21 protein-coding genes and 1 pseudogene are annotated in these 24,357 nt (G+C 59.1%); 5 read left to right on the plus strand and 17 right to left on the minus strand.

What is annotated here, in order from left to right:
• Nucleotides 1-80: 80 nt before the first annotated feature.
• From AB4O41_RS14075 to AB4O41_RS14130, 12 genes are all read right to left on the minus strand, one after another.
• A complete protein-coding gene (locus tag AB4O41_RS14075) occupies nt 81-2,015 on the minus strand; it encodes a methyl-accepting chemotaxis protein (protein WP_460148166.1) in 1,935 nt (644 codons plus the stop codon).
• A gap of 149 nt (nt 2,016-2,164) precedes the next feature.
• Nucleotides 2,165-3,454, minus strand: a complete 1,290-nt coding sequence (locus AB4O41_RS14080) for an adenylosuccinate synthase (RefSeq protein WP_007902666.1) — start codon at nt 3,452-3,454, stop codon at nt 2,165-2,167.
• 54 nt (nt 3,455-3,508) lie between these two features.
• On the minus strand, nt 3,509-4,696 hold the full coding sequence (locus AB4O41_RS14085; RefSeq protein WP_367373955.1) for an ATP phosphoribosyltransferase regulatory subunit: 1,188 nt from the start codon (nt 4,694-4,696) through the stop codon (nt 3,509-3,511).
• A 315-nt stretch (nt 4,697-5,011) separates the two neighbouring features.
• On the minus strand, nt 5,012-5,881 hold the full coding sequence (hflC, locus tag AB4O41_RS14090; protein WP_123358683.1) for a protease modulator HflC: 870 nt from the start codon (nt 5,879-5,881) through the stop codon (nt 5,012-5,014).
• Entirely contained in the window at nt 5,881-7,053 is a 1,173-nt protein-coding gene (gene hflK, locus AB4O41_RS14095; RefSeq protein ID WP_460148167.1) for an FtsH protease activity modulator HflK, read from the minus strand. The genes hflC and hflK overlap by 1 nt, the downstream gene beginning before the upstream one ends.
• A 96-nt stretch (nt 7,054-7,149) precedes the next feature.
• Nucleotides 7,150-8,451 (minus strand): ribosome rescue GTPase HflX, encoded by a 1,302-nt coding sequence (hflX, locus tag AB4O41_RS14100; protein ID WP_008009827.1) that lies wholly within the window; start codon nt 8,449-8,451, stop codon nt 7,150-7,152.
• Nucleotides 8,452-8,463: 12 nt separating this feature from the next.
• On the minus strand, nt 8,464-8,724 hold the full coding sequence (hfq, locus tag AB4O41_RS14105; protein ID WP_007902656.1) for an RNA chaperone Hfq: 261 nt from the start codon (nt 8,722-8,724) through the stop codon (nt 8,464-8,466).
• A 93-nt stretch (nt 8,725-8,817) separates the two neighbouring features.
• Nucleotides 8,818-9,789, minus strand: coding sequence for a tRNA (adenosine(37)-N6)-dimethylallyltransferase MiaA (miaA, locus tag AB4O41_RS14110; protein WP_460148168.1), 972 nt, complete (start codon nt 9,787-9,789; stop codon nt 8,818-8,820).
• Nucleotides 9,789-11,687: a DNA mismatch repair endonuclease MutL gene (gene mutL, locus AB4O41_RS14115; RefSeq protein ID WP_460148341.1), complete on the minus strand. Its 1,899-nt coding sequence runs from the start codon at nt 11,685-11,687 to the stop codon at nt 9,789-9,791. Before mutL ends, miaA begins: the two co-directional genes overlap by 1 nt.
• 8 nt (nt 11,688-11,695) lie before the next feature.
• Nucleotides 11,696-13,123 carry an N-acetylmuramoyl-L-alanine amidase gene (locus AB4O41_RS14120; RefSeq protein WP_460148169.1) on the minus strand — a complete coding sequence of 476 codons (1,428 nt, stop codon included), beginning with the start codon at nt 13,121-13,123 and terminating at the stop codon, nt 11,696-11,698.
• Nucleotides 13,124-13,594 carry a tRNA (adenosine(37)-N6)-threonylcarbamoyltransferase complex ATPase subunit type 1 TsaE gene (tsaE, locus tag AB4O41_RS14125; protein WP_460148171.1) on the minus strand — a complete coding sequence of 157 codons (471 nt, stop codon included), beginning with the start codon at nt 13,592-13,594 and terminating at the stop codon, nt 13,124-13,126.
• The gene (locus AB4O41_RS14130) at nt 13,582-15,081 is read right to left on the minus strand and encodes an NAD(P)H-hydrate dehydratase (protein WP_460148172.1); all 1,500 of its coding nucleotides are present in this window, start codon (nt 15,079-15,081) and stop codon (nt 13,582-13,584) included. The genes tsaE and AB4O41_RS14130 overlap by 13 nt, the downstream gene beginning before the upstream one ends.
• A gap of 63 nt (nt 15,082-15,144) precedes the next feature.
• On the opposite strand from AB4O41_RS14130, the gene queG reads away from it, so the two are divergent.
• Nucleotides 15,145-16,209 carry a tRNA epoxyqueuosine(34) reductase QueG gene (gene queG, locus AB4O41_RS14135; RefSeq protein WP_460148173.1) on the plus strand — a complete coding sequence of 355 codons (1,065 nt, stop codon included), beginning with the start codon at nt 15,145-15,147 and terminating at the stop codon, nt 16,207-16,209.
• Nucleotides 16,210-16,241: 32 nt separating this feature from the next.
• On the opposite strand, the gene AB4O41_RS14140 is transcribed toward queG, so the two are convergent.
• Both AB4O41_RS14140 and orn read right to left on the minus strand, forming a co-directional pair.
• Nucleotides 16,242-16,853 (minus strand): trimeric intracellular cation channel family protein, encoded by a 612-nt coding sequence (locus tag AB4O41_RS14140; protein WP_030128339.1) that lies wholly within the window; start codon nt 16,851-16,853, stop codon nt 16,242-16,244.
• A gap of 250 nt (nt 16,854-17,103) precedes the next feature.
• Nucleotides 17,104-17,646 carry an oligoribonuclease gene (gene orn / locus AB4O41_RS14145; protein ID WP_008068863.1) on the minus strand — a complete coding sequence of 181 codons (543 nt, stop codon included), beginning with the start codon at nt 17,644-17,646 and terminating at the stop codon, nt 17,104-17,106.
• A gap of 107 nt (nt 17,647-17,753) precedes the next feature.
• On the opposite strand from orn, the gene rsgA reads away from it, so the two are divergent.
• From rsgA to AB4O41_RS14165, 4 genes are all read left to right on the plus strand, one after another.
• Nucleotides 17,754-18,785 (plus strand): small ribosomal subunit biogenesis GTPase RsgA, encoded by a 1,032-nt coding sequence (rsgA, locus tag AB4O41_RS14150; protein WP_007902636.1) that lies wholly within the window; start codon nt 17,754-17,756, stop codon nt 18,783-18,785.
• 212 nt (nt 18,786-18,997) lie between these two features.
• Nucleotides 18,998-19,405 carry a TIR domain-containing protein gene (locus tag AB4O41_RS14155; RefSeq protein ID WP_460148174.1) on the plus strand — a complete coding sequence of 136 codons (408 nt, stop codon included), beginning with the start codon at nt 18,998-19,000 and terminating at the stop codon, nt 19,403-19,405.
• A gap of 3 nt (nt 19,406-19,408) precedes the next feature.
• Nucleotides 19,409-20,368, plus strand: coding sequence for a caspase family protein (locus tag AB4O41_RS14160; RefSeq protein WP_460148175.1), 960 nt, complete (start codon nt 19,409-19,411; stop codon nt 20,366-20,368).
• The gene (locus tag AB4O41_RS14165) at nt 20,368-20,853 is read left to right on the plus strand and encodes a toll/interleukin-1 receptor domain-containing protein (protein WP_460148176.1); all 486 of its coding nucleotides are present in this window, start codon (nt 20,368-20,370) and stop codon (nt 20,851-20,853) included. Before AB4O41_RS14160 ends, AB4O41_RS14165 begins: the two co-directional genes overlap by 1 nt.
• 236 nt (nt 20,854-21,089) lie before the next feature.
• Here AB4O41_RS14165 and AB4O41_RS14170 read toward each other — a convergent pair whose 3' ends face one another.
• From AB4O41_RS14170 to motB, 3 genes and pseudogenes are all read right to left on the minus strand, one after another.
• Complete coding sequence (locus AB4O41_RS14170) at nt 21,090-21,851, minus strand: hypothetical protein (protein WP_460148177.1); 762 nt, start codon at nt 21,849-21,851, stop codon at nt 21,090-21,092.
• Entirely contained in the window at nt 21,845-22,999 is a 1,155-nt protein-coding gene (locus AB4O41_RS14175) for a hypothetical protein (protein ID WP_460148178.1), read from the minus strand. The genes AB4O41_RS14170 and AB4O41_RS14175 overlap by 7 nt, the downstream gene beginning before the upstream one ends.
• Nucleotides 23,000-23,329: 330 nt before the next feature.
• Nucleotides 23,330-24,357: pseudogene (gene motB / locus AB4O41_RS14180) on the minus strand (flagellar motor protein MotB).

Genomic DNA, 24,357 nt, shown 5'->3' on the forward strand with positions numbered 1-24,357 from the left:
CATATACAAAATTTGTGTACGGCACAAATCCTGTGGGAGCGGGCTTGCCCGCGATGGCGTCCGCACAAACAATACAAAACTTAAGCCCTGAACTGCCCCAGACTCGCCTTCAACTGCGCCGCCAAGCCATCCAACACCTTGCCACTCGCCGTGGTCTCCACCACCGCCTGAGCAGCCTTCTCAGCCTGCGCATGAATGGTTTCAACCCGTCCACGCACGGCCTGTGCACCTTGCGCCTGATGCGCCGCGGCCTGGGTCGCCAGACCGATCGCCGCATGCACCTGCTCGACCGACGCCTGCACCGACTGCTGCAACCGCGCACTGTCGCGTAACACCAGCAAACCTTCGCTGGCCTGACGTCCGGCCTGCCCTATTGCCGCGACTGCCTCACGCGCACCCTGCTGCAACGCAACGATGTGAGCCTGAATGTCGCCGGTAGAGCTCTGAGTCTTGCTCGCCAGTGCCCGCACCTCATCCGCCACGACAGCAAACCCGCGACCGGTCTCGCCGGCACGCGCCGCCTCAATGGCCGCGTTCAATGCCAGCAAGTTGGTTTGCTCGGCGATCCCGTGAATCACCGTCAGCACCACTTCAATCTGCTCACTCTGCTGCGCCAGGCGCTCGATGACTTTCGCGCCGGTGTCGACCTGCCCGGCCAACGCTTCGATCAGGCTGCCGACTTTCGCCGAGGTCCGAGTGTTTTCATCCGTGGCCTGACGAATGCCCACCACCTGCTGCAAAGCAGCCTGCATGGCGTGGCTTTCAGACTGGGCTTCGTCAGCCATTTGCGACAACGCGCGCAAGCTTTCGGCCACTTCATCGCGCTGCATGCCCGCCGCTGCATCGGCACCGGCATTGCGCAACGTCATGGCACCAATTTCCACGCCGGTACGCTGGGCCACATCGCCCGCCTCCCGCACGATCGGCTGCAACTTATCCACAAAGCGATTGACCGCCGAGGCCATGTCGCCGATCTCATCCTGGCTGTTGATCTGCACACGCTTGGTCAGATCGCCTTCACCTGCCGCCAGGTCATCCATGGCGGCGATCAGCAGCTTCAAACGGTTGACCACGCGACGACCCAGAACCACCGCCAGCAACAGCAGCACACCAAAACCCACCAGCGACAAGCCCATGCCAATGCGCCAGCGCAAAGTCCCCGCAGCTTCCTGCACGGCAGTGGTGGTATTGGCTTTCATTTCAGTGGCGGTGGACTGCGCTGATTGCAGACGTCCGCGCATTGCCGTTGCGCTGTCAGCCGCCGCGCCTTTGAGGCTGTCTCCCACCAGTTGATCGCTGCTGGCGATCAGCGCCGAGAAGCGCTTGTCCAGTGCCGCCAGATCGGTTTCCACGGAGGCGGTCGAGACGCCCATCAAAACTTTGCCGATCTCCACCCCATTGGGGTTGATCGAGGCTTCAAGGTAGTAGACCGACGGATCGTTCTTCGCCGCATCCAGGACTTTGTCCAGCGCCCGCTCGCCCTGGCCTTTTTCCAGAAGCGCCTTATTGATCGGGTTCTCCCGGTTGAGGTAGCGCGTCAGGTGCTGGCCCGTGGCATCGTCGTAGACCACGAATAGCACATTGGGATTACGCTGCGCACGGCGAGCGAATTCGGACAGGGTCGGAATGTCGCTGTCCCACATGGCGCGGGGTGCGACCGAGGCCAGAAGCTGTGCCATGTCGTTGGCCGATTCCTTCAGGTCCTTCTCCAGCGTCGTACGCAGTTGTGCCTGCTCGTCCTTCAGACGCGAAGACAGCCCGACGGTCAAGCGCTGACGGGTACTGGTGGACAGGCTATCCAGGCTCGACGTGACTTCACGCCCTGCCTGCTCAAGCTCACCAGAGAGCTTTTGGCTGTCGGCGTCCAACCGCGTACCCAAATCAGCTTCCAGCGCAGTCACTGTGCTCCGGGTCAGAGCGACAGCCACCAGCACCTGCACCAAAAGGGCGATACCAAGGGTAACGAACACGGGCCGCAAGAGACGGCTTTGTAACAGTGAGAGAACGGCCGACACTGAAAATCCCTCTGCTTTGACGCCATCAAATTGATAGCACGTCAGAAACGATGCTTTTTCAATGTTCGCAGCAAAGGTCATGCCGTTCGACAGGCATAAACGACAAAGGCCCCGATTAAGGGGCCTTTGTGTTTTACATCAACGACTTATTAAGCGAACGGGTGACGCAGAACGATGGTTTCGTTGCGGTCCGGGCCCGTCGAAATAATGTCGATCGGCGCACCGATCAGCTCTTCGACGCGCTTGATGTAAGCACGGGCGTTAGCTGGCAGCTCTTCCAGGGTTTTGGCACCCACGGTCGACTCTGTCCAGCCCAGCACTTCTTCGTACACCGGCTGCAGGCCCATGTAGCTGTCAGCGTCAGTCGGGGCAACGTCCTTACCTTCTGCATCTTTGTAGCCGACGCAGATGTTGATGGTTTCCAGACCGTCGAGTACGTCCAGCTTGGTCAGGCAGATGCCCGAGATGCTGTTCACATCGATAGCGCGACGCAGGATAACAGCGTCAAACCAGCCACAACGACGAGCACGGCCAGTAGTCGCGCCGAACTCATGACCTTGCTTAGCCAGGTGCGCACCGACTTCGTCGAACAGCTCAGTCGGGAATGGACCCGAACCTACACGTGTGGTGTAAGCCTTGGTGATACCCAGGATGTAGTCCAGGAACATAGGACCAACACCCGAACCGGTAGCAACGCCGCCAGCGGTGGTGTTAGAGCTGGTCACGTACGGGTAGGTGCCGTGGTCGATGTCCAGCAACGAACCTTGGGCGCCTTCGAACATGATGTCTTTGCCAGCACGACGCAGGTCGTGCAACTCGGCAGTCACGTCCAGCATCAGCGGCTTGAGCAGCTCAGCGTATTCTTTGCACTCGGCCAGGGTCTTGTCGAAGTCAATGGCTGGCTCTTTGTAGAAACCGACCAACATGAAGTTGTGGTATTCCACCAGTTCACGCAGCTTGGCTTCAAAGCGCGGCATGTTGAGCAGATCACCTACGCGCAGACCGCGACGTGCAACCTTGTCTTCGTAAGCCGGGCCGATGCCGCGACCGGTAGTACCGATCTTCAGCTCGCCACGGGCCTTTTCACGGGCCTGGTCCAGCGCTACGTGATAGGACAGGATCAGCGGGCAGGACGGGCTGATACGCAGGCGCTCGCGCACCGGTACGCCTTTCTCTTCCAGCTTGATGATTTCCCGCAGCAATGCGTCGGGTGCAACCACCACGCCGTTACCGATCAGGCACTGTACGCCTTCGCGCAGCACGCCCGACGGGATCAGGTGCAAGACGGTTTTTTCGCCGTCGATCACCAGGGTGTGGCCAGCGTTGTGGCCACCTTGGTAGCGCACTACGGCGGCAGCATGTTCGGTCAGCAGATCAACGATCTTGCCTTTGCCCTCATCACCCCATTGGGTGCCCAGGACTACGACATTCTTACCCATAACACTTGTCCTCATTCGCGCAAACTTGGTGCCGGCGGCGGCCGGCAGGAAAACTCAAGAAGCCAGCGGCAATACTTGCCAAAGCCCGTTCTGCTGAATCAATTGCCGGTCGCAGTCCGCTTCACGGGCGGCGGCCAAAAGTTGCCCAGGCAATGCCTGAACGACACGCTGACCCTCACTGCGCAACTGGCAAACCTGCTGCCAGAGTGCTGCATCCGTACTGTCAGGCATCCAGATACCGCCAGACGGTAGCTCGATTTCAGCACGCCCCAGGGTCACCAGGGTTTTCAAATCGGTAGAGAAACCAGTTGCCGGACGGGCACGACCGAAGTCGGCGCCGATGTCGTCGTAACGACCGCCCTGAGCGATGGACTGGCCAACACCCGGTACGAACACGGCGAACACTACACCAGTGTGGTAGTGATAGCCGCGCAACTCGCCCAGGTCGAAATACAACGGTAATTCCGGGAAACGCGTGGACAGACGCTCGGCAATTGCCAGCAAATCGTCCAGGGCCGCCAGTACGGGCGCCGGCGCATTGGCCAGACGCTCACGCGCTGCGCTCAACACTTCACGACCGCCACACAGGCCGACCAGCGCTCGCAGCATGCCCGACAGATCGGCCGGCAGGCCTTCGGTCAAGGTAATGACCTCGTCGATGGCTTTACGTTGCAACGCATCGAACAACTGTTGCTCGACTTCGCCGGACAAACCGGCAGCGCGGGCCAGGCCGCGGTAGATACCGACATGGCCGAGGTCCATGTGCACATCCGGCACATCGGCCAGTTGCAGCATGGCCAGCATCAGGCTGATGACTTCCACGTCGCTGCTTGGGCTGGCATCGCCGTACAACTCGGCACCCAGTTGAATCGGGCTGCGCGAGGACGACAAGGCACGCGGCTGAGCATGCAGCACGCTGCCGGCATAACACAGACGGCTCGGACCTTCGCGACGCAGGGTGTGCGCATCGATGCGCGCCACTTGCGGCGTGATGTCGGCACGGAAACCCATCTGCCGGCCCGATTGCGGGTCGATGACCTTGAAGGTACGCAGATCGAGGTCCGAACCCGCGCCAGTCAGCAGGGACTCCAGGTACTCGATATGGGGAGTCACGACAAACTCGTAACCCCAGCTCTGGAACAGATCCAACACCTGGCGACGCGCTACTTCGATGCGCGCAGCTTCCGGTGGCAGTACTTCTTCGATGCCATCTGGCAGCAGCCAGCGGTCTACCGTTGCCATTACGCCATTCCCCTATGATCCGGGCGACAAGCCTTTGGGCGAGCCTTGAGTGAAGCAGAAAATGATCGGCTCATGTGCAAACCACGCGCATGAACAACGGGGCGAAAAGCCTGAACTCGGCTTCACCAACCACTTTCCTCGAAAAACCTGTCGAGTCATTCAACTCGGGCGTCTGCATAAAAACAGCAATCAAACGTGCAGACGCAAAAAAGCCGGGAATTTCCCGGCTGCCGCATCATACACACGTTTTCCCAAAGGATCACCCCGCCCGAGGCTTTAGCCGCCAGGCGGGGGATGATTCAGGTCAACGCCGTATCAAGGCTTGGCTTTTTCCAGGTAACGGAAGAAGTCGCTGCCCGGGTCCAGGACCATGACGTCGGATTTGTTCGCGAAGCTTTCACGGTAGGCACGCAGGCTACGGTAAAACGCGTAGAACTCCTGATCCTGACCGTATGCCTTGGAGTAGATCGCAGCAGCCTGGGCGTCACCGTCACCGCGAACCTCTTCGGATTCACGATAGGCTTCAGCCAGCAGCACGCGGCGTTGACGATCGGCGTCGGCACGGATGCCTTCGGACAGCTCGTTACCCTTGGCACGGTGCTCGCGAGCTTCACGCTCACGCTCGGTGCTCATACGTTCGAACACACTGCGGTTCACTTCCTTCGGCAGGTCGATGGTTTTGACCCGGACATCGACAACTTCGATGCCCAGTTCTTTTTCAGCCATCTTGTTCAGCGAAGCCGTGATATCCGCCATCAGCGCATCACGCTCACCGGACACCACTTCGTGCAGGGTGCGCTTACCAAACTGGTCACGCAGGCCCGATTCCAGACGACGGGAAAGACGCTCATCGGCAATCTGCTTGAGGCCGGAAGTCGCGGTGTAGAAGCGCTCTGCATCTTTCACGCGCCACTTGGCGTAGGCATCGACCATTACGGCTTTCTTTTCCAGCGTCAGGAAGCGTTGTGTCGGTGCATCCAGTGTCATCAGGCGCGCGTCGAATTTGCGCACCTTGTTCACGTAAGGCACTTTCACGTGCAGACCCGGCTGAACATCGGCCTGGACCACGCGACCGAACTGCAGCATCACCGCGCGCTCGGTCTGAGCCACGATGTAGAAACAGTTCCAGGCAACGATCGCCACGACGACGCCGATAATAAGGGCGATCAGCGATTTATTGCTCATCAGCGACTCTCCCTGGTACGTGCTTGCTGTTGCTGCAGATCAGCTGCCGCACGCGCATTCACTTCATTGCTGCTGGCTGCTGCGCCGGTCACCGGAGTGCCGGGGCTGCGACCACTGTCGATCATCTTGTCCAGCGGCAAGTACAGCAGATTGTTCTGGCCATTCTTGTTGCCGGTCACGAGAACCTTGCTGGTGTTGCTGAAGATTTCCTGCATGGTGTCCAGGTACAGACGCTGGCGGGTGACTTCAGGGGCCTTGCGATACTCGGCCACCAGCTTGGTGAAGCGATCAGCCTCACCCTTGGCGCGGGAGACGGTCTCGTCGCGGTAACCGTTGGCATCCTCGAGGATGCGCTGGGCCTGACCACGGGCTTCCGGCACGACGCCGTTGGCGTAGGTTTCAGCCTGGTTGCGCGAACGCTGCTCGTCTTCACGGGCGCGGATCACGTCGTCGAAGGCTTCCTGAACTTCACGCGGTGCAGCTGCGCTCTGTACGTTGACCTGGGTGACAGTGATACCGGTGCGATAGGTATCGAGGAAACGTTGCAGACGCTCCTTGATTTCGCTGGCCATCAATTCACGACCTTCAGTCAGCACCTGATCCATGGCGGTAGAACCCACCACGTGACGCAAGGCACTGTCGGTCGCATGCTGCAGACTGATTTCCGGCTGATCGACGTTCAGCACGAAGTCCTGCAGATTGCTGATCTTGTACTGCACGGTCAGCGGCACTTCGACGATGTTTTCGTCTTCAGTCAGCATTTGACCCTGCTTGGTGTAGGCACGCTCACGCGTGACGTTCTCCAGGTACTTGCGATCGATCGGCGGGAAATAGATGTTCAGGCCCGGGCCGACGGTTTCATAGTATTTGCCGAAGCGCAGCACCACGGCTTGCTCCTGCTCGTCGACCACGTAGACAGCGCTGTACAGCCACACGGCCGCCAGCACGACCAGGCCGATGCCGAGCAGGCCGCCGAAGCCGCCACTCTTGCCCGAACCACCGCCCTCGTCACTGCGTTTTTTACCACCACCGAACAACCCGTTCAGGCTTTCCTGCAGCTTTCGGAAGGCCTCGTCGAGATCCGGTGGTCCCTTGCGGTCGCCGTTATTGCGGCGCTTGCCACCCCAAGGATCCTGATTATTCGAGTTGCCACCCGGCTCATTCCAAGCCATAGCGCTCTCCATCTGATAAAGCAAAGACGCACCCACGGCGCGCCGACCAATGCTACAGAATGCCTGTCACCACGGCACAACCGCTTTCTCAGGCTTTTATTGCAAAGTGTGTTGCTCGATGAACTCCATCGGTTGCAGACCTTCGCGGCTCACGAGTCGATTCAATTCGATCCGTGGCAAGCGAACGGCCAGCAAGCTGATGCCTTCTTCGTCGTGTTCTTCTTTTTGCACCGCGCCGAGTTCGAAAAACTGCGCACGCAGTCGAGCAAAACGTTGCGGCAAGCGCAAGGTGCCAACAAACAAATCACTGCCCAACAGTTCGGCCACAGCCTGCTTGAGCAGGTCCAGACCGGTACCGTCCTTGGCCGACAACCAGACCCGCTGCGGTTTGCCATCGGCATCGCGCTGGATCTGCGGCTCAACACCCTCGAGCAAATCGAGTTTGTTGTATACCTCAAGGATCGGCAAGTCTTGGGCCCCGATCTCCCCGAGTACCACCATGACCTGTTCTATCTGGGCCATACGCTCAGGCTCGTGCGCATCGATCACGTGCAGCAGCAGGTCGGAGTTGCTCGACTCTTCGAGCGTAGCCCGAAATGCCTCGACCAGTTTGTGCGGCAAGTGGCGAATGAAGCCCACGGTGTCGGCCAGCACGATCGGCCCGAGGTCATCGAGTTCGAGTCGGCGCAAGGTCGGGTCGAGGGTAGCGAATAGCTGGTCGGCGGCGAAGACGTCGGAATCGGTGACCGAGTTGAACAGCGTCGATTTGCCGGCGTTGGTATAACCCACCAGTGAAACCGTCGGGATGTCAGCACGTTTGCGCCCGCGACGAGATTGCTCGCGCTGGCTGCGGACCTTTTCCAGGCGCCCCTTGATCTGCCGCAGGCGAACCCGCAACAGGCGCCGGTCGGTTTCCAGCTGGGTTTCACCCGGGCCGCGCAGACCGATACCGCCCTTCTGCCGCTCAAGGTGAGTCCAGCCACGAACCAGCCGCGTACTCATGTGTTCAAGCTGGGCCAGTTCAACCTGGAGCTTGCCTTCATGGGTGCGGGCGCGTTGGGCGAAGATATCGAGAATCAAACCCGTGCGGTCAATCACGCGACACTCGAAAATACGTTCGAGGTTACGTTCCTGACTGGGCGTGAGGATGTGATTGAAAATCACCAGATCGACCTGTTCGGCGCTGACCAGGTCGCGTAATTCTTCGACCTTGCCACTGCTAATCAGGGTTTTGGCGGTTGGCCGATGACGCGGCACGTTAAAAAACGCGACGGTCTCGGCGCCAGCCGAAATTGCCAACTCCTGAAACTCCTGCGGATCTTCGCGCGCCTCAGGGTCCTGACCATCCAAGTGAACGAGAATTGCCCGTTCACCACCACCGTGGCGCTCAAAGAACAAAGGAGACTCCTATCAGGCGTTACCTGGCTCAGCGTCACCTGCTTCGGATTCGGTTGCGCTAGGCAGACGAATTGGACGAACCGGCACCACTGTAGAGATAGCGTGTTTGTAAACCATTTGGCTAACGGTGTTTTTCAGCAGGATAACGAACTGGTCGAAAGACTCGATCGTGCCTTGCAGTTTGATCCCGTTGACCAGGTAGATGGAAACCCCCACTTTCTCTTTACGTAAAGTATTCAAGTAAGGGTCTTGTAGCGAATGCCCTTTTGACATGTGCCGCACTCCTTTAAGGATTCAATATAAAAATAGGTAAACAAATGGCTTGGGGCCGTCACACCCCCAAGGATAGACGGCAATTGCAAGGACTCAGCTCAATATGGAGATGGTCCCAAGGTATTTCAAGGCGCGCGGCAGATTGTCGCAATCGAGGCTGTCCAACCAGTGTAAATCAGCCCAACTGCGCAGCCAGGTGAACTGGCGCTTTGCCAATTGGCGCGTGGCAATGATTCCACGCTCCTGCATCTCGGCTTGCGTCAGCTTGCCATCCAGGTAATCCCAGACTTGTCGATAGCCTACAGCACGTATAGACGGCATCCCCGAATGCAGGTCACCTCTATCTCGCAGGGCTACGACCTCGTCGATGAATCCCTGTTCCAACATATTTGTGAATCTTTGTTTAATGCGCTCGTGCAGTACCTGGCGATTTGCCGGAGCGATGGCCAAGTTCGCGACAGTATAGGGCAATTGTTGCAGTCCCGAAGCGGCTGCTTCAGTACTTTGCGCAGATTGTCGCAAGCGTAGCTCAGTCATGCTCTGACCACTGACGCGATAAACTTCCAGTGCGCGACTGAGACGCTGTGGATCGTTCGGGTGAATTCGCGCTGCAGATTGCGGATCGATGACCGCCAATTGATCGTGCAGGGCTTGCCAGCCAAGGCGCGCAGCCTCTTCTTCGATTTGCGCGCGCACGTCCGGATCGGCCGCCGGCATGTCGGCCAGCCCCTCGATCAAAGCCTTGTAGTAGAGCATTGTGCCGCCTACCAGCAGCGGAATTTTGCTCCGCGCGGTGATCTCGGCCATGGCTTCGAGCGCATCACGACGAAAATCCGCAGCGGAATAACTCTCGGCCGGGTCGAGAATATCGATCAACCGATGCGGAAATTCGGCCAACAACTCTTTGGAAGGCTTGGCGGTGCCAATGTCCATGCCACGGTAAACCAGCGCCGAATCGACGCTAATCAGCTCGCAGGGCAGCACTTTGGTGAGTTCGATGGCCAGGTCGGTCTTGCCGGCAGCCGTCGGCCCCATCAGAAAAATCGCAGGAGGGAGCTGGCTCATCAACGACCGCGCAAAAACAGTTTGTCCAGATCGTCCAGGCCCAATTGGGTCCAGGTCGGTCGGCCATGGTTGCATTGACCGCTGCGTTCGGTGTTTTCCATGTCCCGCAGCAGACCGTTCATTTCCGGCAAGGCCAGACGCCGATTCGCGCGAATCGCGCCGTGGCAGGCCATGGTGCCGAGCAGTTCGTTCAGGTGTGCCTGAATCCGGTCACTGGTGCCGTATTCCATCAAATCCGCCAGAACGTCGCTGACCAATCGATTGGCTTCAGCCTGTTTCAGCAACGCGGGGATCTGCCGGATCGCCAGCGACTCCGGACCAAGACGCTGCAACTCAAAGCCCAGCCGCTGGAACCACGCGACGTGTTCTTCGGCACAATCGGCTTCGCGCTGACTGACCGCCAGGGACTCTGGCACCAACAACGGCTGACCGCTCAGGCCTTCGCTGGCCATGGCGATTTTCAGGCGTTCGTACATGATCCGCTCGTGGGCGGCGTGCATGTCCACCAGCACCAGGCCTTGGGCATTTTCCGAAAGAATATAGATACCCTTGAGCTGCGCCAACGCGTAACCCAGCGGCGGAATGTCGTCCTGCCCGGCCGGCAGCGCGACAGCGTTGGCTTCGGGCAGCGGCGCGAAGAACTCACGGTAGGCCGCTTGAGCTTCAGCGACGGGGACGCCGGACTGAGGCCGCGGCGAGTACTGATACTGATAACCGGCACCAGCGCCGGAGCCCGCCGTCGTATTAAAGGAAGGTTGGGCCTGAGGCTGTTCCAACAGCGCATTGGCCGCCAGACGCATTTCGCCCTGCGGACCGAACTCACCGGCGTCGAGCCCGGTGGACCGGACAATGGCCGTCGCGACAGGCGCGGCCAGGTGATCTTCCGGCCGCACATCGCCAAGGGCGCGGTGCAAAGTGCCATAGAGGAAATCGTGAACCATGCGCCCGTCACGGAAGCGTACTTCGTGCTTGGTCGGGTGCACGTTGACGTCGACGCCCGCCGGATCGACTTCGAAAAACAGCACGAACGTCGGGTGCCGACCGTTGAACAGCACGTCGCGATAAGCCTGGCGCACCGCGTGGGCCACCAGCTTGTCGCGCACCGCGCGGCCATTCACAAAGAAGTACTGCAAGTCTGCCTGGCTGCGGTTGAAGGTCGGCAACCCGACCCAACCCCACAGATGCAGGCCATTGCGCTCGATTTCGATCGGCAGCGCCTGCTCCAGAAAACCCGCCCCGCAGATCGCCGCCACACGCCGGGCGCGGGCCGCGTCATCGTGGGCTTCGTGCAGGCTGAGGATGGTTTTGCCGTTGTGGCGCAGATGGAACGCCACATCGAACCGTGCCAGCGCCAGACGCTTGATCACTTCTTGCAGGTGATCGAATTCGGTTTTTTCGGTCTTGAGAAATTTTCGGCGCGCCGGGGTGTTGAAGAACAAATCGCGCACTTCCACCGAAGTCCCCACCGGATGGGCCGCCGGTTGCACCCGCGGCGCCATGTCCCGGCCTTCGGTTTCCACTTGCCAGGCCTGATCGGCATCGCGAGTGCGAGACGTCAGGGTCAGACGCGCTACGGAGCTGATGGACGCCAGCGCCTCACCGCGAAAGCCCAGGCTCATCACCTGCTCAAGATCTTCCAGATTACGAATCTTGCTGGTGGCGTGACGGGCCAGGGCCAGAGGCAGGTCATCGGCGGAAATGCCGCTGCCATCGTCGCGCACCCGCAGCAGCTTGACGCCGCCCTGCTCGACATCGACATCGATGCGTTTGGCGCCGGAGTCGAGGCTGTTCTCCAGCAACTCCTTGATCACCGAGGCTGGGCGTTCAACCACTTCACCGGCGGCAATCTGGTTGGCCAGCCGCGGGCTGAGCAGCTCGATGCGCGCAGCGTTGGTCAGCACCTGGTTCATTCTTTGGCCGCCAGTTCAGTGCCGGGGATGGTCAACGTCTGACCAATCTTCAACTCATCGCTTTTGAGGTTGTTGGCATTACGCAAGGTGGCCGGAGATACCTGATAGCGCACAGCGATCATTGCCAACGTCTCGCCCGGACTCACCCGATGGTCACGTGGACCTTGAGCAATTTTGCCGGAGTCGCGCAGCCAGGCAATGTAAGTGCCCGGCGGTGGATTCTGCTGGAAGAACTGCCGCACGCCGCTGCTGATGGAACGCGCCAGCGCCTGCTGATGGTTCGCAGCGGCAAGCTTGGAAGCTTCGTTGGCGTTGGAGATAAAACCGGTTTCCACCAGGATCGACGGGATGTCCGGCGACTTCAGCACCATGAACCCGGCTTGCTCCACGCGCTGTTTGTGCAGCGGCGTGACACGGCCGATGTTGCTCAAGACTTTCTGGCCAACGTTGAGGCTGGATGTCAGGGAAGCGGTCATCGACAAATCGAGCAGCACGCCGGCCAGCATGCGGTCCTTGTCGTCGAGGCTGACGTTGCCGGCACCGCCGATCAAGTCGGAACGGTTTTCGCTGTCGGCCAGCCAACGGGCGGTCTCCGACGTAGCGCCACGGTCAGACAAAGCGAACACCGACGCACCGAACGCGGCAGCCGATGGTGCAGCGTCGGCGTGGATCGAAACGAATAGATCGGCGCCTTTCTTGCGGGCGATTTCGGTACGACCGCGCAACGGAATAAAGTAGTCGCCGGTACGCGTCAGTTCGGCGCGGAAGCCTTTCATGCCATTGACCTGACGCTGCAGTTCACGGGCGATCGCCAGCACCACGTCTTTTTCACGCTGACCGCGAGAGCCCGAGGCACCCGGGTCTTCGCCACCGTGGCCGGCATCGATCACCACAATGATGTCGCGCTTGCCTGCAAGGGCTGGCGGCAACTTGACCGGCGGATCTACCGGAGTGACCGGCACCGGGGCCACGGTCACGACATTGGTCGGTACAGGAATTGGCGCGGCATCGGCGGCGTTATCGAACAGGTCGACCACCAGGCGATTACCGTATTGGGCGTTGGGCGCCAAGGTAAAGCTTTTCGGCGTGACGGCCTTTTTCAGGTCGATGACCACTCGCAGGTCGGTCGGCGTACGTTGAGCCGAGCGCATTGCGGTGATCGGAGTGTTCGAGGTATTGACGTTCAACGGCGACCCCAGAGTTGCGCCATTGATGTCGATCACCAACCGATCCGGGGAGGTCAGGGTAAAAACGCTGTGCTGGACAGGCCCTGTCAGGTCAAACACCAGTCGCGTGTTGTCCGGCGCCCGCCACAGGCGAACGCTGTTGACCTTCGTCTCGGCCACAGCGTCGACGGTCACCGCCAGAAACAACAATCCTACGGCAGCAACCAACGCGCGAAAGCGCATACCTAACCCCATCATTTAATTGAATTCCAATGCCAAAGCGGCACACCACAACTCGCCACGCGAGCCCTGGGGCAAAATTTTCAGCGAACGCCCGCTGTCTTGCGGGCTAATGGTAATGGTCAGGTCGGGCTTTGGCAAAAAGCCTGCACCGTTCCGGGGCCATTCGATCAGGCACAGTGCATCGTCTTCGAAATAGTCGCGGATGCCGAGGTACTCCAGTTCCTCTGGATCGACCAGTCGATACAGGTCGAAATGGAATGCGCGGACCTCCCCAATCTCGTAAGGCTCGACCAGGGTGAAGGTCGGACTTTTTACCGCGCCTGTATGCCCCAGCCCCCGGATGATGCCCCGGGACAGCGTGGTTTTCCCCGCACCCAGATCTCCCTCGAGAAAAATCAGACCGTGCCCTTCAGTGGTTTGTGCGATGCGCGCACCAAATGCGGTCATCGCCTCTTCATCAGCCAGGTACAGGGTTACTTCAGACACGGTGCTTGCTCCTCCAACAACTGACGAATGGCTGGAATCAGATCACTGGCCGCCAGCCCACGGCCAAATTCACTTTGTTGCGCGCCGGCATTGGCGTGCAGCCAGACCGCCAGGCATGCCGCGTCGTACCCGTCCATGCCCTGAGCGAGCAAGGCGCCGACCAGCCCGGCCAGCACATCACCCAAACCGGCAGATGCCATGGCCGGATGGCCCTGATGACACAACGCCAGACGACCGTCGGGACTGGCGATCAAACTGCCAGCGCCCTTGAGGATCACCACCGCTGTATATTTTTTGCTCAATGCATGGGCAGCGGCCGGACGATCTGCCTGAACATCGGCTGTCGATACCCCCAGTAATCGCGCCGCCTCGCCAGGGTGCGGCGTGATAACACAACGCGCGGGCAAACTCACGCCACCTTCGGCCAACAGGTTCAACGCATCGGCGTCCCAGACTTGCGGCAACGGGGCATTAGCCGCGGCCGACAACAGACTGCGCCCCCAGGCTGCCTGTCCCAGCCCTGGGCCGACGACCAGCATCGTGACCTTCTCAAGAAGCCCCATCAATTGATTGGCCGACGAAGTGCCAAGCACCATTGCTTCAGGCAATCGCGCCAAGGCAGCCGAAACATGCTCGTTGCGAGTGGCCACGGACACCATGCCAGCACCGCTGCGCAGGGCGCTTTGTGCACTGAGCAGAATGGCGCCGCCAAAACCGCGATCGCCGCCGATCAGCAATACGTGGCCAAATTTGCCTTTGTGGGAAGTGGGAGCGCGCCCGGTTGGACGGGGCACATTAGCGGCCGTCAGGCGACCAGCGCTGATCGTGACCCCGATAAATATCTCGGGGGCGGCTTGCAGATCGTTGAAGACCAGATCGCCAACCACATCCGCAGCGTCACCGGTGAACAGGCCCAGTTTCAAACCGACGAACGTCACCGTCAGGTCCGCACGAACCGCAGTGCCGAGCTGGCGACCCGTATCGGCGCACAGCCCCGAAGGGATATCCACCGCCGCAACCGGTAGCCCACTGGCGTTGATCGCGGCAATGGCGCTGGCATACGGCTCGCGCACTTCACCGGTCAGGCCGGTGCCGAGCAAGGCATCCAGCACAATGCCGCGTAATTCGGAGTGCGCGTTCCAGCCTTGAATGGCGACACCTTCGGCTACCGCCTCGGCATGGGCCGACGCGGCATCGCCCTGCAAACGCCCGGGATCACCGGCGGCCAGCACCCGCACGTGCCAGCCGGCACGTCGGGCCAGCACGGCCACCAGGTAACCGTCGCCCGCATTATTGCCGTGGCCGGCGACCACACTCAATTCGTGCGCCGTTGGCCAATGACGGACCAGCGCGCGCCAGGTCGCCCGCGCCGCACGCTGCATCAATTCGAAGCCCGGTGTACCGGCCGCAATCAGGCTCGCATCGAGCCCTCGGACTTGCGCGGCGCTATACAGCGCGTCGGGTAATTCATCTTTAGTGTGCGGCATGCGTCTTCAGGCTCCGATGTCTGGCAGAATTATACGCATCTCAGCTCCGGTTTCTCTCGCCTCATGCCCGCTATTACTACAGACCTGCCCGCCCTCGCCCAATCCATCAAGGACTGGGGCCGCGAGCTGGGCTTTCAGCAAGTCGGCATCAGCGGCCTCGACCTGGCCGAGCATGAGCAGCACCTGGAGCGCTGGCTCGAAGCCGGCTACCACGGCGAAATGGATTACATGGGCGCCCATGGCAGCAAACGCTCGCACCCGGAAGAGCTGGTGCCGGGCACGCTTCGCGTCGTTTCCCTGCGCATGGACTACCTGCCGGGCGACACCGAAATGGCCAAACGCCTGGCCGAACCGGAAAAAGCCTACGTCTCGCGTTATGCCTTGGGCCGCGATTACCACAAATTGATCCGTAAACGCGTGCAACAACTGGCGGAAAAAGTTCAGGCGGTGATCGGCCCGTTCGGCTACCGCGCCTTTGTCGACAGCGCCCCGGTGCTGGAAAAAGCCATCGCCGAACAGGCTGGCCTGGGCTGGATCGGTAAAAACACCTTGGTCTTGAATCGCAAGGCTGGCAGCTACTTCTTCCTCAGCGAACTGTTCGTCGACCTGCCGCTGCCGGTCGACCCGCCCCACGCCACCGAACACTGCGGTCGCTGCACCGCCTGTCTGGACATCTGCCCGACCAACGCCTTCGTCGGTCCGTATGTACTGGACGCCCGGCGCTGCATTTCGTACCTGACCATCGAACTGAAAAGCGCGATCCCCGAAGATTTGCGGCCATTGATCGGTAACCGGGTGTTCGGTTGCGATGACTGCCAGATCGTCTGCCCGTGGAACCGCTTCGCCCGACCTTCCGGGGAAAGCGATTTCAAACCGCGGCACAATCTGGACAACGCCGAACTGGCTGAGCTGTTCATGTGGGACGAGGACAAGTTTCTCAGCAGCACCGAAGGTTCGCCGCTCAGACGCGCGGGTTACGAGCGTTGGTTGCGCAATCTGGCGGTGGGCCTGGGTAATGCGCCGTCGAGCATTCCGGTGCTGGAGGCGCTGAAGGCACGGCGGGACTATCCGTCGGAACTGGTGCGTGAGCACGTCGAATGGGCCTTGAAACAACACGGTCTGGCGTAGGAACTACCGGTATGAGGGGTATTTCGTGAGGGTCAAGCCTCGTCGTTATAAACGAACTTGGGCATTTCCCAGTGGAAACGGATCGCCAGTAAACGCAGCAGGAAGCCGCCGAACAGGGTGATCAGGATCGCCTGTTCACCGGGTAATTGCAGGTAGATGCAAAGCAGATAGCACCATGCTGCGGCAAACGAGACGCTGGCATAGAGCTCACGGCGGAAGATCAGCGGGATGTCGTTACAGAAGATGTCCCGCAGAATGCCGCCAAATACGCCGGTGATCACACCGCTGACCGAGGCCACCAGCATGCCGTGGCCCATTTCCAGGGCCGTCATGCAGCCGATCAGGGTGAACGCCACCAGGCCCACCGCGTCGAGCACCAGAAATAGCGAACGCAGATGACGCATCCAGCGGGCGATGAAGATCGTCAGCATCGCCGCGACGGAGGTCAGCACCAGGTATTCCGGGTGTTTGACCCAGGTCAGCGGGTAGTGGCCGAGCAGCACGTCGCGCACCGAACCGCCGCCCAGCGCCGTGACGCACGCAATCAGCACCACACCAAACCAGTCCATGCCGCGACGGCCCGCAGACAGGGCGCCAGTCATGGCTTCGGCAGTAATGGCGATCAGGTAGAGCATCAGCAACATGGTGGCGGTCCTTACAAGAAGGCGCGCAGTCTACTCACTTCACCGAAGCACCAAAAGAGGGCGCCAATGCATTCACACATACCTGTGGCGAGGGGGCTTGCCCCCGTTGGGTTGCGTAGCGGCCCCAAAACCAGGCACCGTGTCTTGTCAGGCATAGCGCGACCGACCGGTTTGCGACTGCTGCGCAGCCGAACGGGGCGGTGCGGCGTTCCGACAAGCCCCCTCGCCACAATGGCCCGCGACCACCCAATCAGAACTTGATGAAATTCTTGCGGTAGTGCTGCAGCTCGGCGATCGATTCGCGGATGTCGTCCAGGGCCAGGTGGGTGCTGCCCTTCTTGAAGCTGTCGCGTACGTCCGGTGCCCAGCGCGCAGCCAGTTCTTTAAGGGTCGACACGTCGAGGTTGCGGTAGTGGAAGTAGCTTTCCAGCGACTTCATATGGGTATAAAGGAAGCGACGGTCCTGGCAGATGCTGTTGCCACAGATCGGCGACTTGCCCTTCGGCACCCATTTTTCCAGGAAAGCGATGGTCTCGGCTTCGGCTTCGGCCATGCTGATGCGGCTGTCGCGAACCCGTTGGGTCAGCCCGGAACCGCCGTGCTGACGGGTATTCCACTCGTCCATGCCGGCGAGAATCTCGTCGCTGTGATGGATGGCGATCACCGGACCTTCGGCCAAGGTGTTCAAATTACTGTCGGTGACGATGGTTGCCATCTCGATGATGACGTCGGTATCAGGGTTCAGACCGGTCATTTCCAGGTCGATCCAGATCAGGTTCAGCGGGTTTTGCATGAGTCGGCTCCTCGGCGTAGGTGCGCAGTTTAGCCTAGGGAGGCCATCGGGCGTGCTAAACTCGCGGCCGTTTTACCTAATCGCTGCATTCTCGATACGGAACACCCATGGCCAAACGCCAACTCAATCGTCGTCAAAACTGGCGCATCGAAAAGATTCAGGGCGAGCGCGCTGCCCGCGCCGCCAAACGCGAGTCCTCGGCTGTCGAGGCACTCGAGGGCGGCGACCTGGGCCCGGAACAGACGGGCCTGGTGATCGCGCACTTCGGTGTGCAGGTCGAAGTCGAGGCCCTCGATGGTGAATTGGCCGGCCAAGTGTTCCGTTGCCATTTGCGCGCCAACCTGCCAGCGCTGGTGACCGGCGATCAGGTTGTGTGGCGTGCCGGCAACCAGGGCATCGGCGTGATCGTGGCGCAACTGCCGCGTAAAACCGAGCTCTGCCGTCCCGACAGCCGTGGCCAGCTCAAGCCGGTGGCGGCCAACGTCGACTTGATCGTTATCGTCTTCGCGCCGCTGCCCGAGCCTCACGCCAACCTGATCGACCGTTATTTGGTCGCTGCGGAACACGCGGGTATTCGGCCGTTGCTGCTGCTGAACAAATTCGACCTGATCGACGAGCAGAATGCCCCGGCGCTGAATGCCTTGCTGGCGGTTTACCGCACGCTGGGTTACCCGGTGCTGGAAGTGTCGGCCCACCACGGCAATGGCATGGAACAGTTGCAGAAGCAGCTGGACGGGCACATCAGCGTATTCGTTGGCCAGTCCGGTGTCGGCAAGTCGTCGCTGGTCAACAGCCTGCTGCCGGAAGTCGACACCCGTGTCGGCCCGCTGTCCGAGCTGTCCGGCCAGGGCACCCACACCACCACCACCGCGCGGCTGTTCCACTTCCCCGGTGGCGGTGAGTTGATCGACTCCCCGGGTATTCGGGAATTCGGCCTGGGTCACGTCAGCCGTGCCGACGTCGAAGCCGGCTTCATCGAGTTCAACGACCTGATCGGCACCTGCCGCTTCCGCGATTGCAAGCACGACCGCGAACCGGGTTGCGCCTTGCTCAAGGCGCTGGAGGAGGGCCGCGTGCAGCAGCAACGGATGAACAGCTACCGCTCGATCATCGCCAGTTTGCCTGAAAGCAGCTATTAAACAGACGTGCCAACCGCCCCTGACTATTACGGGGCGGTGGTCGTTCGTGGCGTCCTACAAAAACTCCCTCAATTAAACGTCAGACCTCTCTGTAAGGCTTCTTCGCGCCTGCCTGAAGGACGCGTCTCTTTAACCGCCAAGGCCTTGTTGCGACCACTCAAGTGCATACATTCGAGCCCTCATCGCATTTCTGGCGATACCGAGGGACAGCCATGCAAACCTATCATTTGTTCATCAGCCACTCGTGGAACTACTCAGACGCCCACGACAATCTGGTTCGTCTGCTCAATGCGAAACCCGACTTCACGTTCAAGAATTTTTCGGTGCCACCGGACAACCCGATCATCGGCGCGAAAACAGACAAACAACTTGAAGAAGCCATCGAAAACAAGATTCGGCTCTGCTCGGCAGTGCTGATCATGGCGGGGATGTATTCGACCTACAGCAAGTGGATCAACAAGGAAATCGAGATCGCCAGGCGCATGAACAAGGTGATCATCGCGATCAAGCCGTTCGGCGCGGAGCGGATTTCCACAGTGGTACGCCGGGCGGCGCACGCGGAGTGCGCGTGGAACACCAATAGCATCATCAGTGCCATTCGCACTCACGCGGCGGGCTGAACCATGCGCAAGGGACTGTTCATCGGCATTAATAACTACAGCCATGTTTCACAATTGAATGGCTGCAACAACGACGCGATGGCCATGGCTTCAGTGCTGAAAACCGACGCCAATGGCGATCCGAATTTCAAGAACCTGGTCCTGACCTCCGCCGAAGATTATCTGAGCCGTGAAAAGCTCGAAGGGCATATCCAGGATTTGTTTTCAGGCGATTGCAGTGTTGCGCTGCTGTACTTCGCCGGTCACGGCAACTTCGACGTCGATACGGACGAAGGCATGCTGATCCCCCAAGACTACAAATCCGCCAAGGATGGAATTCGCATCAGCGACATCCTGAATTGGGCGACCAAAGCCGTAAAAATCAAAAACAAAGTGATTATTCTCGACTGCTGCCAGGCAGGCTCGGCGGGCGAAGTGCGGGCGCTACGCAGCGAAAGCAGCATGGTGTGCGAAGGCATGACCATCCTCACCGCGTGCAAAAAGGAAGAACCGGCAATGGAGGGCGCCAACCATGGGGTCTTCACGGGGCTGTTGCTGCAAGCCCTGCACGGCGGCGCCGCAAATATATTGGGGAAAATTACCCCCGGCAGCCTCTATTCATTCGTCGACAACGCTCTCGACGCGTGGGAACAGCGCCCGGTGTTCAAGACCAATGTGTCGCAGTTCATTTCATTACGAGAAGTCTCGCCACTGATCCCCAAAGAGATTCTGCGCAAACTGCCCGATTGGTTCGAAGAGGCGGAGTCAATGTTCGCCCTCGACCCCAGCTACGAACCTACCGAAGCCACGTTCGACCCGGAGCACGGCGAAGTCTTCGCCCAACTGCAAAAGTGCAATCGCCACAGCCTGATCGAACCGGTGGACGCCGAGCACATGTACTACGCGGCCATCCATTCCACCGGTTGCCGCCTCACAGCGCTCGGCGCCTATTACCGCGAACTCGCGATCAAGGGACATTTCTGATGCCTGTGTTTATCAGCTACCGCCATAGCGACCGGCCACACGCCATCGCAATCAACTCCCGTCTTATTCAGGCCAACATCAAGACGTACTTCGACGTGCTGGATCCGGAATCACAGACCACTGACGACATCACCGGGGTCATCACCCGCAACATCACCGCGTGCACGCACTTGCTCGCCGTAATTTCGGAGAACACCGCACAGTCCTGGTGGGTGCCGTTCGAAATCGGAGAAGCGACCCTCAGCAATCGCCGCATCTGCTCGTACCAGATTGGCCCCAGCGCTTTACCGTTGTACCTCGACAAATGGCCGAAACTGAGCGGCGATACGGACATCAATTTTTTCATTGATGCTTATCGTGAGGAGCTGATAACCAAACGCTCGACAGGACTGGAGTCGATCAGTGAAGCGGTTCGCGGCATCTACAAAGGAAATGCAGACCTGTTCCACGACCAACTCAAGAACCGCATCCGACGCGGTTTCTGACAGACGCAAAAAAGCCGCGATGATCGCGGCTTTCTGGTCTTCAGCAATCAGGACGACTGCGACGCTTTGGATGTGCGGGACAGGAGCTGACGCACAGCATGTGATGCTGTTGAGCAGAATCGCCCAGCCAACACACCTTACGTCCCCAAATCGGTGTTACAGAGCCCTCTTAACGGCCAAATAACAGGCATTACGCACGCTATCAGCGCTTGTGATACCGAGCGAAAAAAAATGAATTAATTGAGGCCGAAGGCTTCTTGAATGGTCTTGATCAAGCGGTCGCCATCCACTCCTCTGTAACCTTGGGGGTTTGACGCAAGCTCAGTAGGCACTTGGCTGAGAAATGACGTCAAATCGAGCGCCATTCGCTCAGGGAGTTCAGTCATCCCTTCTGTAAGACCAACAGAAAGTAAGACCACATCTCTGAAGTGCTTATTGATATCACGACTGTCCACTCGTACGCCGTTCTCGATCTGCGCCTTCTTGTTAAGCCAGGCATGAGCTTTGAGCGGAACGAGCCGATCGGCTCCAATGTGACTGATTTCTTGGGTGTGGTCGACGCCGGCCAAGAGAAAGTTGTAATACTCATCATCGAGGATGATCGCAGAAAGGCTTGCTGCTTGCTCTTCTACGGGGATTTTGGTCATTCGGGCCGCTTCTTCGTGCTCCAGGCCATCTGGCACACGAGAAAAAAGCTCGATCTGCACCGGAAAGGATTTGTCCTGAGGATACTGGAAGCGATAGAAAACAGGGGAGTCCCCTTCGCTGTCGCCATTTTGGCGAATGGCATACCCGCCGTCCTTGATGAACTTCCAGAACTGACCTACGAACTCTCGATTGAGGGCCTCAACAACCAGTACGACATCCAGATCCTTGGTGGCTCGAAATGGCTCATCCAGAAGCTCCATGGTAATGGATGCTGCCACCCCGCCAATCAGAACGTAGCTACCTTGGTAGTCTTTGAAATACTCTCTAAACCGGTCGATACCCACTACCATTTCACGTTCTCCATCATTTCATCCAAACACATTTGCACCCGGTCATCATGGTCATCCTTGAGACTCAGATAGAGAGAAAATGGATCTACAGTCCCGGTGGCTCTGTTGCTATGCAGAGGGTCATAGCTCCAAAACTGGATGCAGCACGCTGCATGGTTTTTCGGCACCTCATAATAGGGGGATGTGGTCTCAAACTTCGATTTGGCCGTCTTTGATATTGAGCCCCAAACACCGAACTCTTCCCCATATGCCGCACTCATCTTCCCGCGCTGATCGGACTCAGCGAGCTCTCGAATGTGATCGAACTGCGCAGTCGTCATTGCGAAGCTCGGGACTTTTGGACTGGCGAGAAGGCTCATCTCTGCCAGGGCCGCTTCCCCTGCCAGCATCATTTGGGTGTCAAACGCCTGAGGAATTGCATTTAACCAAAGTGTTTTTTTGACTGGCGTACGCATGTAGTCTTTCGCCATTCCCCAAGTCTCTTTAGGAGACAAGTGAAAAAAGATCGCGGCTTCACCCATTTCCGTTCCAGGCTGAACGATGTCCAGGTCGGTCAGCTCTTTTATGGCTCTGGTGACGGTCATTTTCGCGTAGGTAAAGGATTTCTCGAAAGTAGAGCGAGTGGTCAGTAGCCGGGGCTGCCATCCTTTGATCAGGAATTGAATAAGCATGGATTGAGTGGCAGGGCTCAGTACCTGAGGTTTTTCCAGGCGCTGCCTGTAATACTCACGCAAATCCATTCCAAACGCGGGAAGATAAAGCTGGTTTCCCGGCACGATGAATTGGACGCCTTTCTCGACCAGTCGTTTTCTGTCATAGCTCGGGAGCGTGTCTGTGACGAAAACCATGAGGTCACTGGTTTCGGGCGACTTCTTCGCCAGCAGCTTGTTGATTGCCTGCATATGCTTGGCTACATCCGCAACGCTAGCTTCCCGTTGTGGACGTTCCTTGAGCATGAGACACCTGCCCCCTAAGATTTCCGTGACAAAAAATTCGTATCGGTCACGCAGCGCATACGGAAGGATTTTGACGTGTTCCCAAGGTTTTAAGCGCAGCTTTAGGCCTAGCACGCTCTCTACATAGATCTTGAGCTCGATCAGATCGCGCCTCTCATGGAGGTCGTGGTCGTAGCTGGTAAAATCAACCATGGTCATTCTTCCGTATCACGATTTCATCACGATATCAGAGCCTCTGATAGCGTGCAAAATCCCTGATATTCTCCCGTGAATTTTGATGCAGATCTGCGACGCGAGATAAACGATAGGGAGGGAGTGGGAATACCCCTGCGCGAAATTTCAGATCGTTCCTACAGCCGTCACCATCGCACAGTATTCAGACACCGTTTTTTTTGCGCATTCAAGATCGACAAGTCGCGTGATGGAGCCATTGAGATCGGCGCTCACTGAACAACAGACAATCTCCCACCTCACAAAAGACAGAGACAAAAAAGCCGACATCGCTGTCGGCTTTTTCATGAATCACTGCTTAGGCGGCTCACCCGGTTTCGGCGCAGGAGCATCAAACAGATTCAACCGCTCACGAAGCTCATGAGCCGGCAGCGGCTCCTTATCCGCCGGCAATGCGTTCGGATCGACTGGCGGCGTGGGCACTTCGCCTGGGCCACCCTGCCCTTGCGTCGGCATTGGCGCAGGTTCGGCACCTTGCGAACCTTCGATGGCACGCTGGGCTTTTTTGGTCAGCACGACGATGTCGATGCGGCGGTTGACCGGGTTGAACGGGTTTTCCCGGTCGAACAACGCGGACGAGGCGTAGCCCACGACTCGCGCGACCTGAGCATCCGGATAGCTGCCCGCGACCAGCGCACGGCGAGCCGCGTTGGCGCGGTTGGCCGAGAGTTCCCAGTTGCCGAAGTCGCCGGTGCCCGAGTACGGCTTGGCATCGGTGTGGCCGCTGATGCTGATCTTGTTCGGCACCGCTTTGATGGTGTCGGCCATGGCCAGCAGGATGTCTTCGAAATACGGCTTCAGACGCGCACTGCCGGAGTCGAACATCGGACGGTTTTCGGCGTCCACGATCTGAATGCGCAAACCGTCCTGAGTGATCTCGAAGAGGATCTGGTCCTTGAACTTCTGCAACTGCGGGTTTTCTTCGACCTTGTTCTGCAACTCTTGCAGCAGCAATTCCAGGCGCTCTTTCTCGACCTGCTCGGCCATGCCTTCGACCTGTTCGGAGTCGATCGTCACCTTGTCTGGCTGAGGCTGAGATTTCACCTCGGGGTTGAGAGTGCTCTCCGGCGCCAGGGTCGGCGTGCCGCCCAGATCGATGATGTACGGCGTGCCGCTTTCGGAAAAACCGACCGGGTCCTTGAAGTAACCGGCAATGGCGATCTTCTGTTCCGGCGTTGCCGTGGACAACAGCCACAGCACCAGGAAGAACGCCATCATCGCCGTCGCGAAGTCCGCGAAGGCGATTTTCCAGGCCCCCCGTGATGCCCGCCGGCGATGCGCTTGACGCGCTTGATGATTATCGGCTGGTTATTTTCCAT

The organism is Pseudomonas sp. S2_A02, assembly GCF_054668495.1.

What these genes read in the sequence shown, in the direction of transcription:
- AB4O41_RS14080 (WP_007902666.1), bottom strand. Translation starts at nt 3,454, where the DNA reads ATGGGTAAGAATGTCGTAGTCCTGGGCACCCAATGGGGTGATGAGGGC.
- AB4O41_RS14085 (WP_367373955.1), bottom strand. Translation starts at nt 4,696, where the DNA reads ATGGCAACGGTAGACCGCTGGCTGCTGCCAGATGGCATCGAAGAAGTA.
- hflC (WP_123358683.1), bottom strand. Translation starts at nt 5,881, where the DNA reads ATGAGCAATAAATCGCTGATCGCCCTTATTATCGGCGTCGTCGTGGCG.
- hflK (WP_460148167.1), bottom strand. Translation starts at nt 7,053, where the DNA reads ATGGCTTGGAATGAGCCGGGTGGCAACTCGAATAATCAGGATCCTTGG.
- hfq (WP_007902656.1), bottom strand. Translation starts at nt 8,724, where the DNA reads ATGTCAAAAGGGCATTCGCTACAAGACCCTTACTTGAATACTTTACGT.
- miaA (WP_460148168.1), bottom strand. Translation starts at nt 9,789, where the DNA reads ATGAGCCAGCTCCCTCCTGCGATTTTTCTGATGGGGCCGACGGCTGCC.
- AB4O41_RS14120 (WP_460148169.1), bottom strand. Translation starts at nt 13,123, where the DNA reads ATGATGGGGTTAGGTATGCGCTTTCGCGCGTTGGTTGCTGCCGTAGGA.
- AB4O41_RS14130 (WP_460148172.1), bottom strand. Translation starts at nt 15,081, where the DNA reads ATGCCGCACACTAAAGATGAATTACCCGACGCGCTGTATAGCGCCGCG.
- queG (WP_460148173.1), top strand. Translation starts at nt 15,145, where the DNA reads ATGCCCGCTATTACTACAGACCTGCCCGCCCTCGCCCAATCCATCAAG.
- AB4O41_RS14140 (WP_030128339.1), bottom strand. Translation starts at nt 16,853, where the DNA reads ATGTTGCTGATGCTCTACCTGATCGCCATTACTGCCGAAGCCATGACT.
- orn (WP_008068863.1), bottom strand. Translation starts at nt 17,646, where the DNA reads ATGCAAAACCCGCTGAACCTGATCTGGATCGACCTGGAAATGACCGGT.
- rsgA (WP_007902636.1), top strand. Translation starts at nt 17,754, where the DNA reads ATGGCCAAACGCCAACTCAATCGTCGTCAAAACTGGCGCATCGAAAAG.
- AB4O41_RS14155 (WP_460148174.1), top strand. Translation starts at nt 18,998, where the DNA reads ATGCAAACCTATCATTTGTTCATCAGCCACTCGTGGAACTACTCAGAC.
- AB4O41_RS14160 (WP_460148175.1), top strand. Translation starts at nt 19,409, where the DNA reads ATGCGCAAGGGACTGTTCATCGGCATTAATAACTACAGCCATGTTTCA.
- AB4O41_RS14165 (WP_460148176.1), top strand. Translation starts at nt 20,368, where the DNA reads ATGCCTGTGTTTATCAGCTACCGCCATAGCGACCGGCCACACGCCATC.
- AB4O41_RS14170 (WP_460148177.1), bottom strand. Translation starts at nt 21,851, where the DNA reads ATGGTAGTGGGTATCGACCGGTTTAGAGAGTATTTCAAAGACTACCAA.
- AB4O41_RS14175 (WP_460148178.1), bottom strand. Translation starts at nt 22,999, where the DNA reads ATGGTTGATTTTACCAGCTACGACCACGACCTCCATGAGAGGCGCGAT.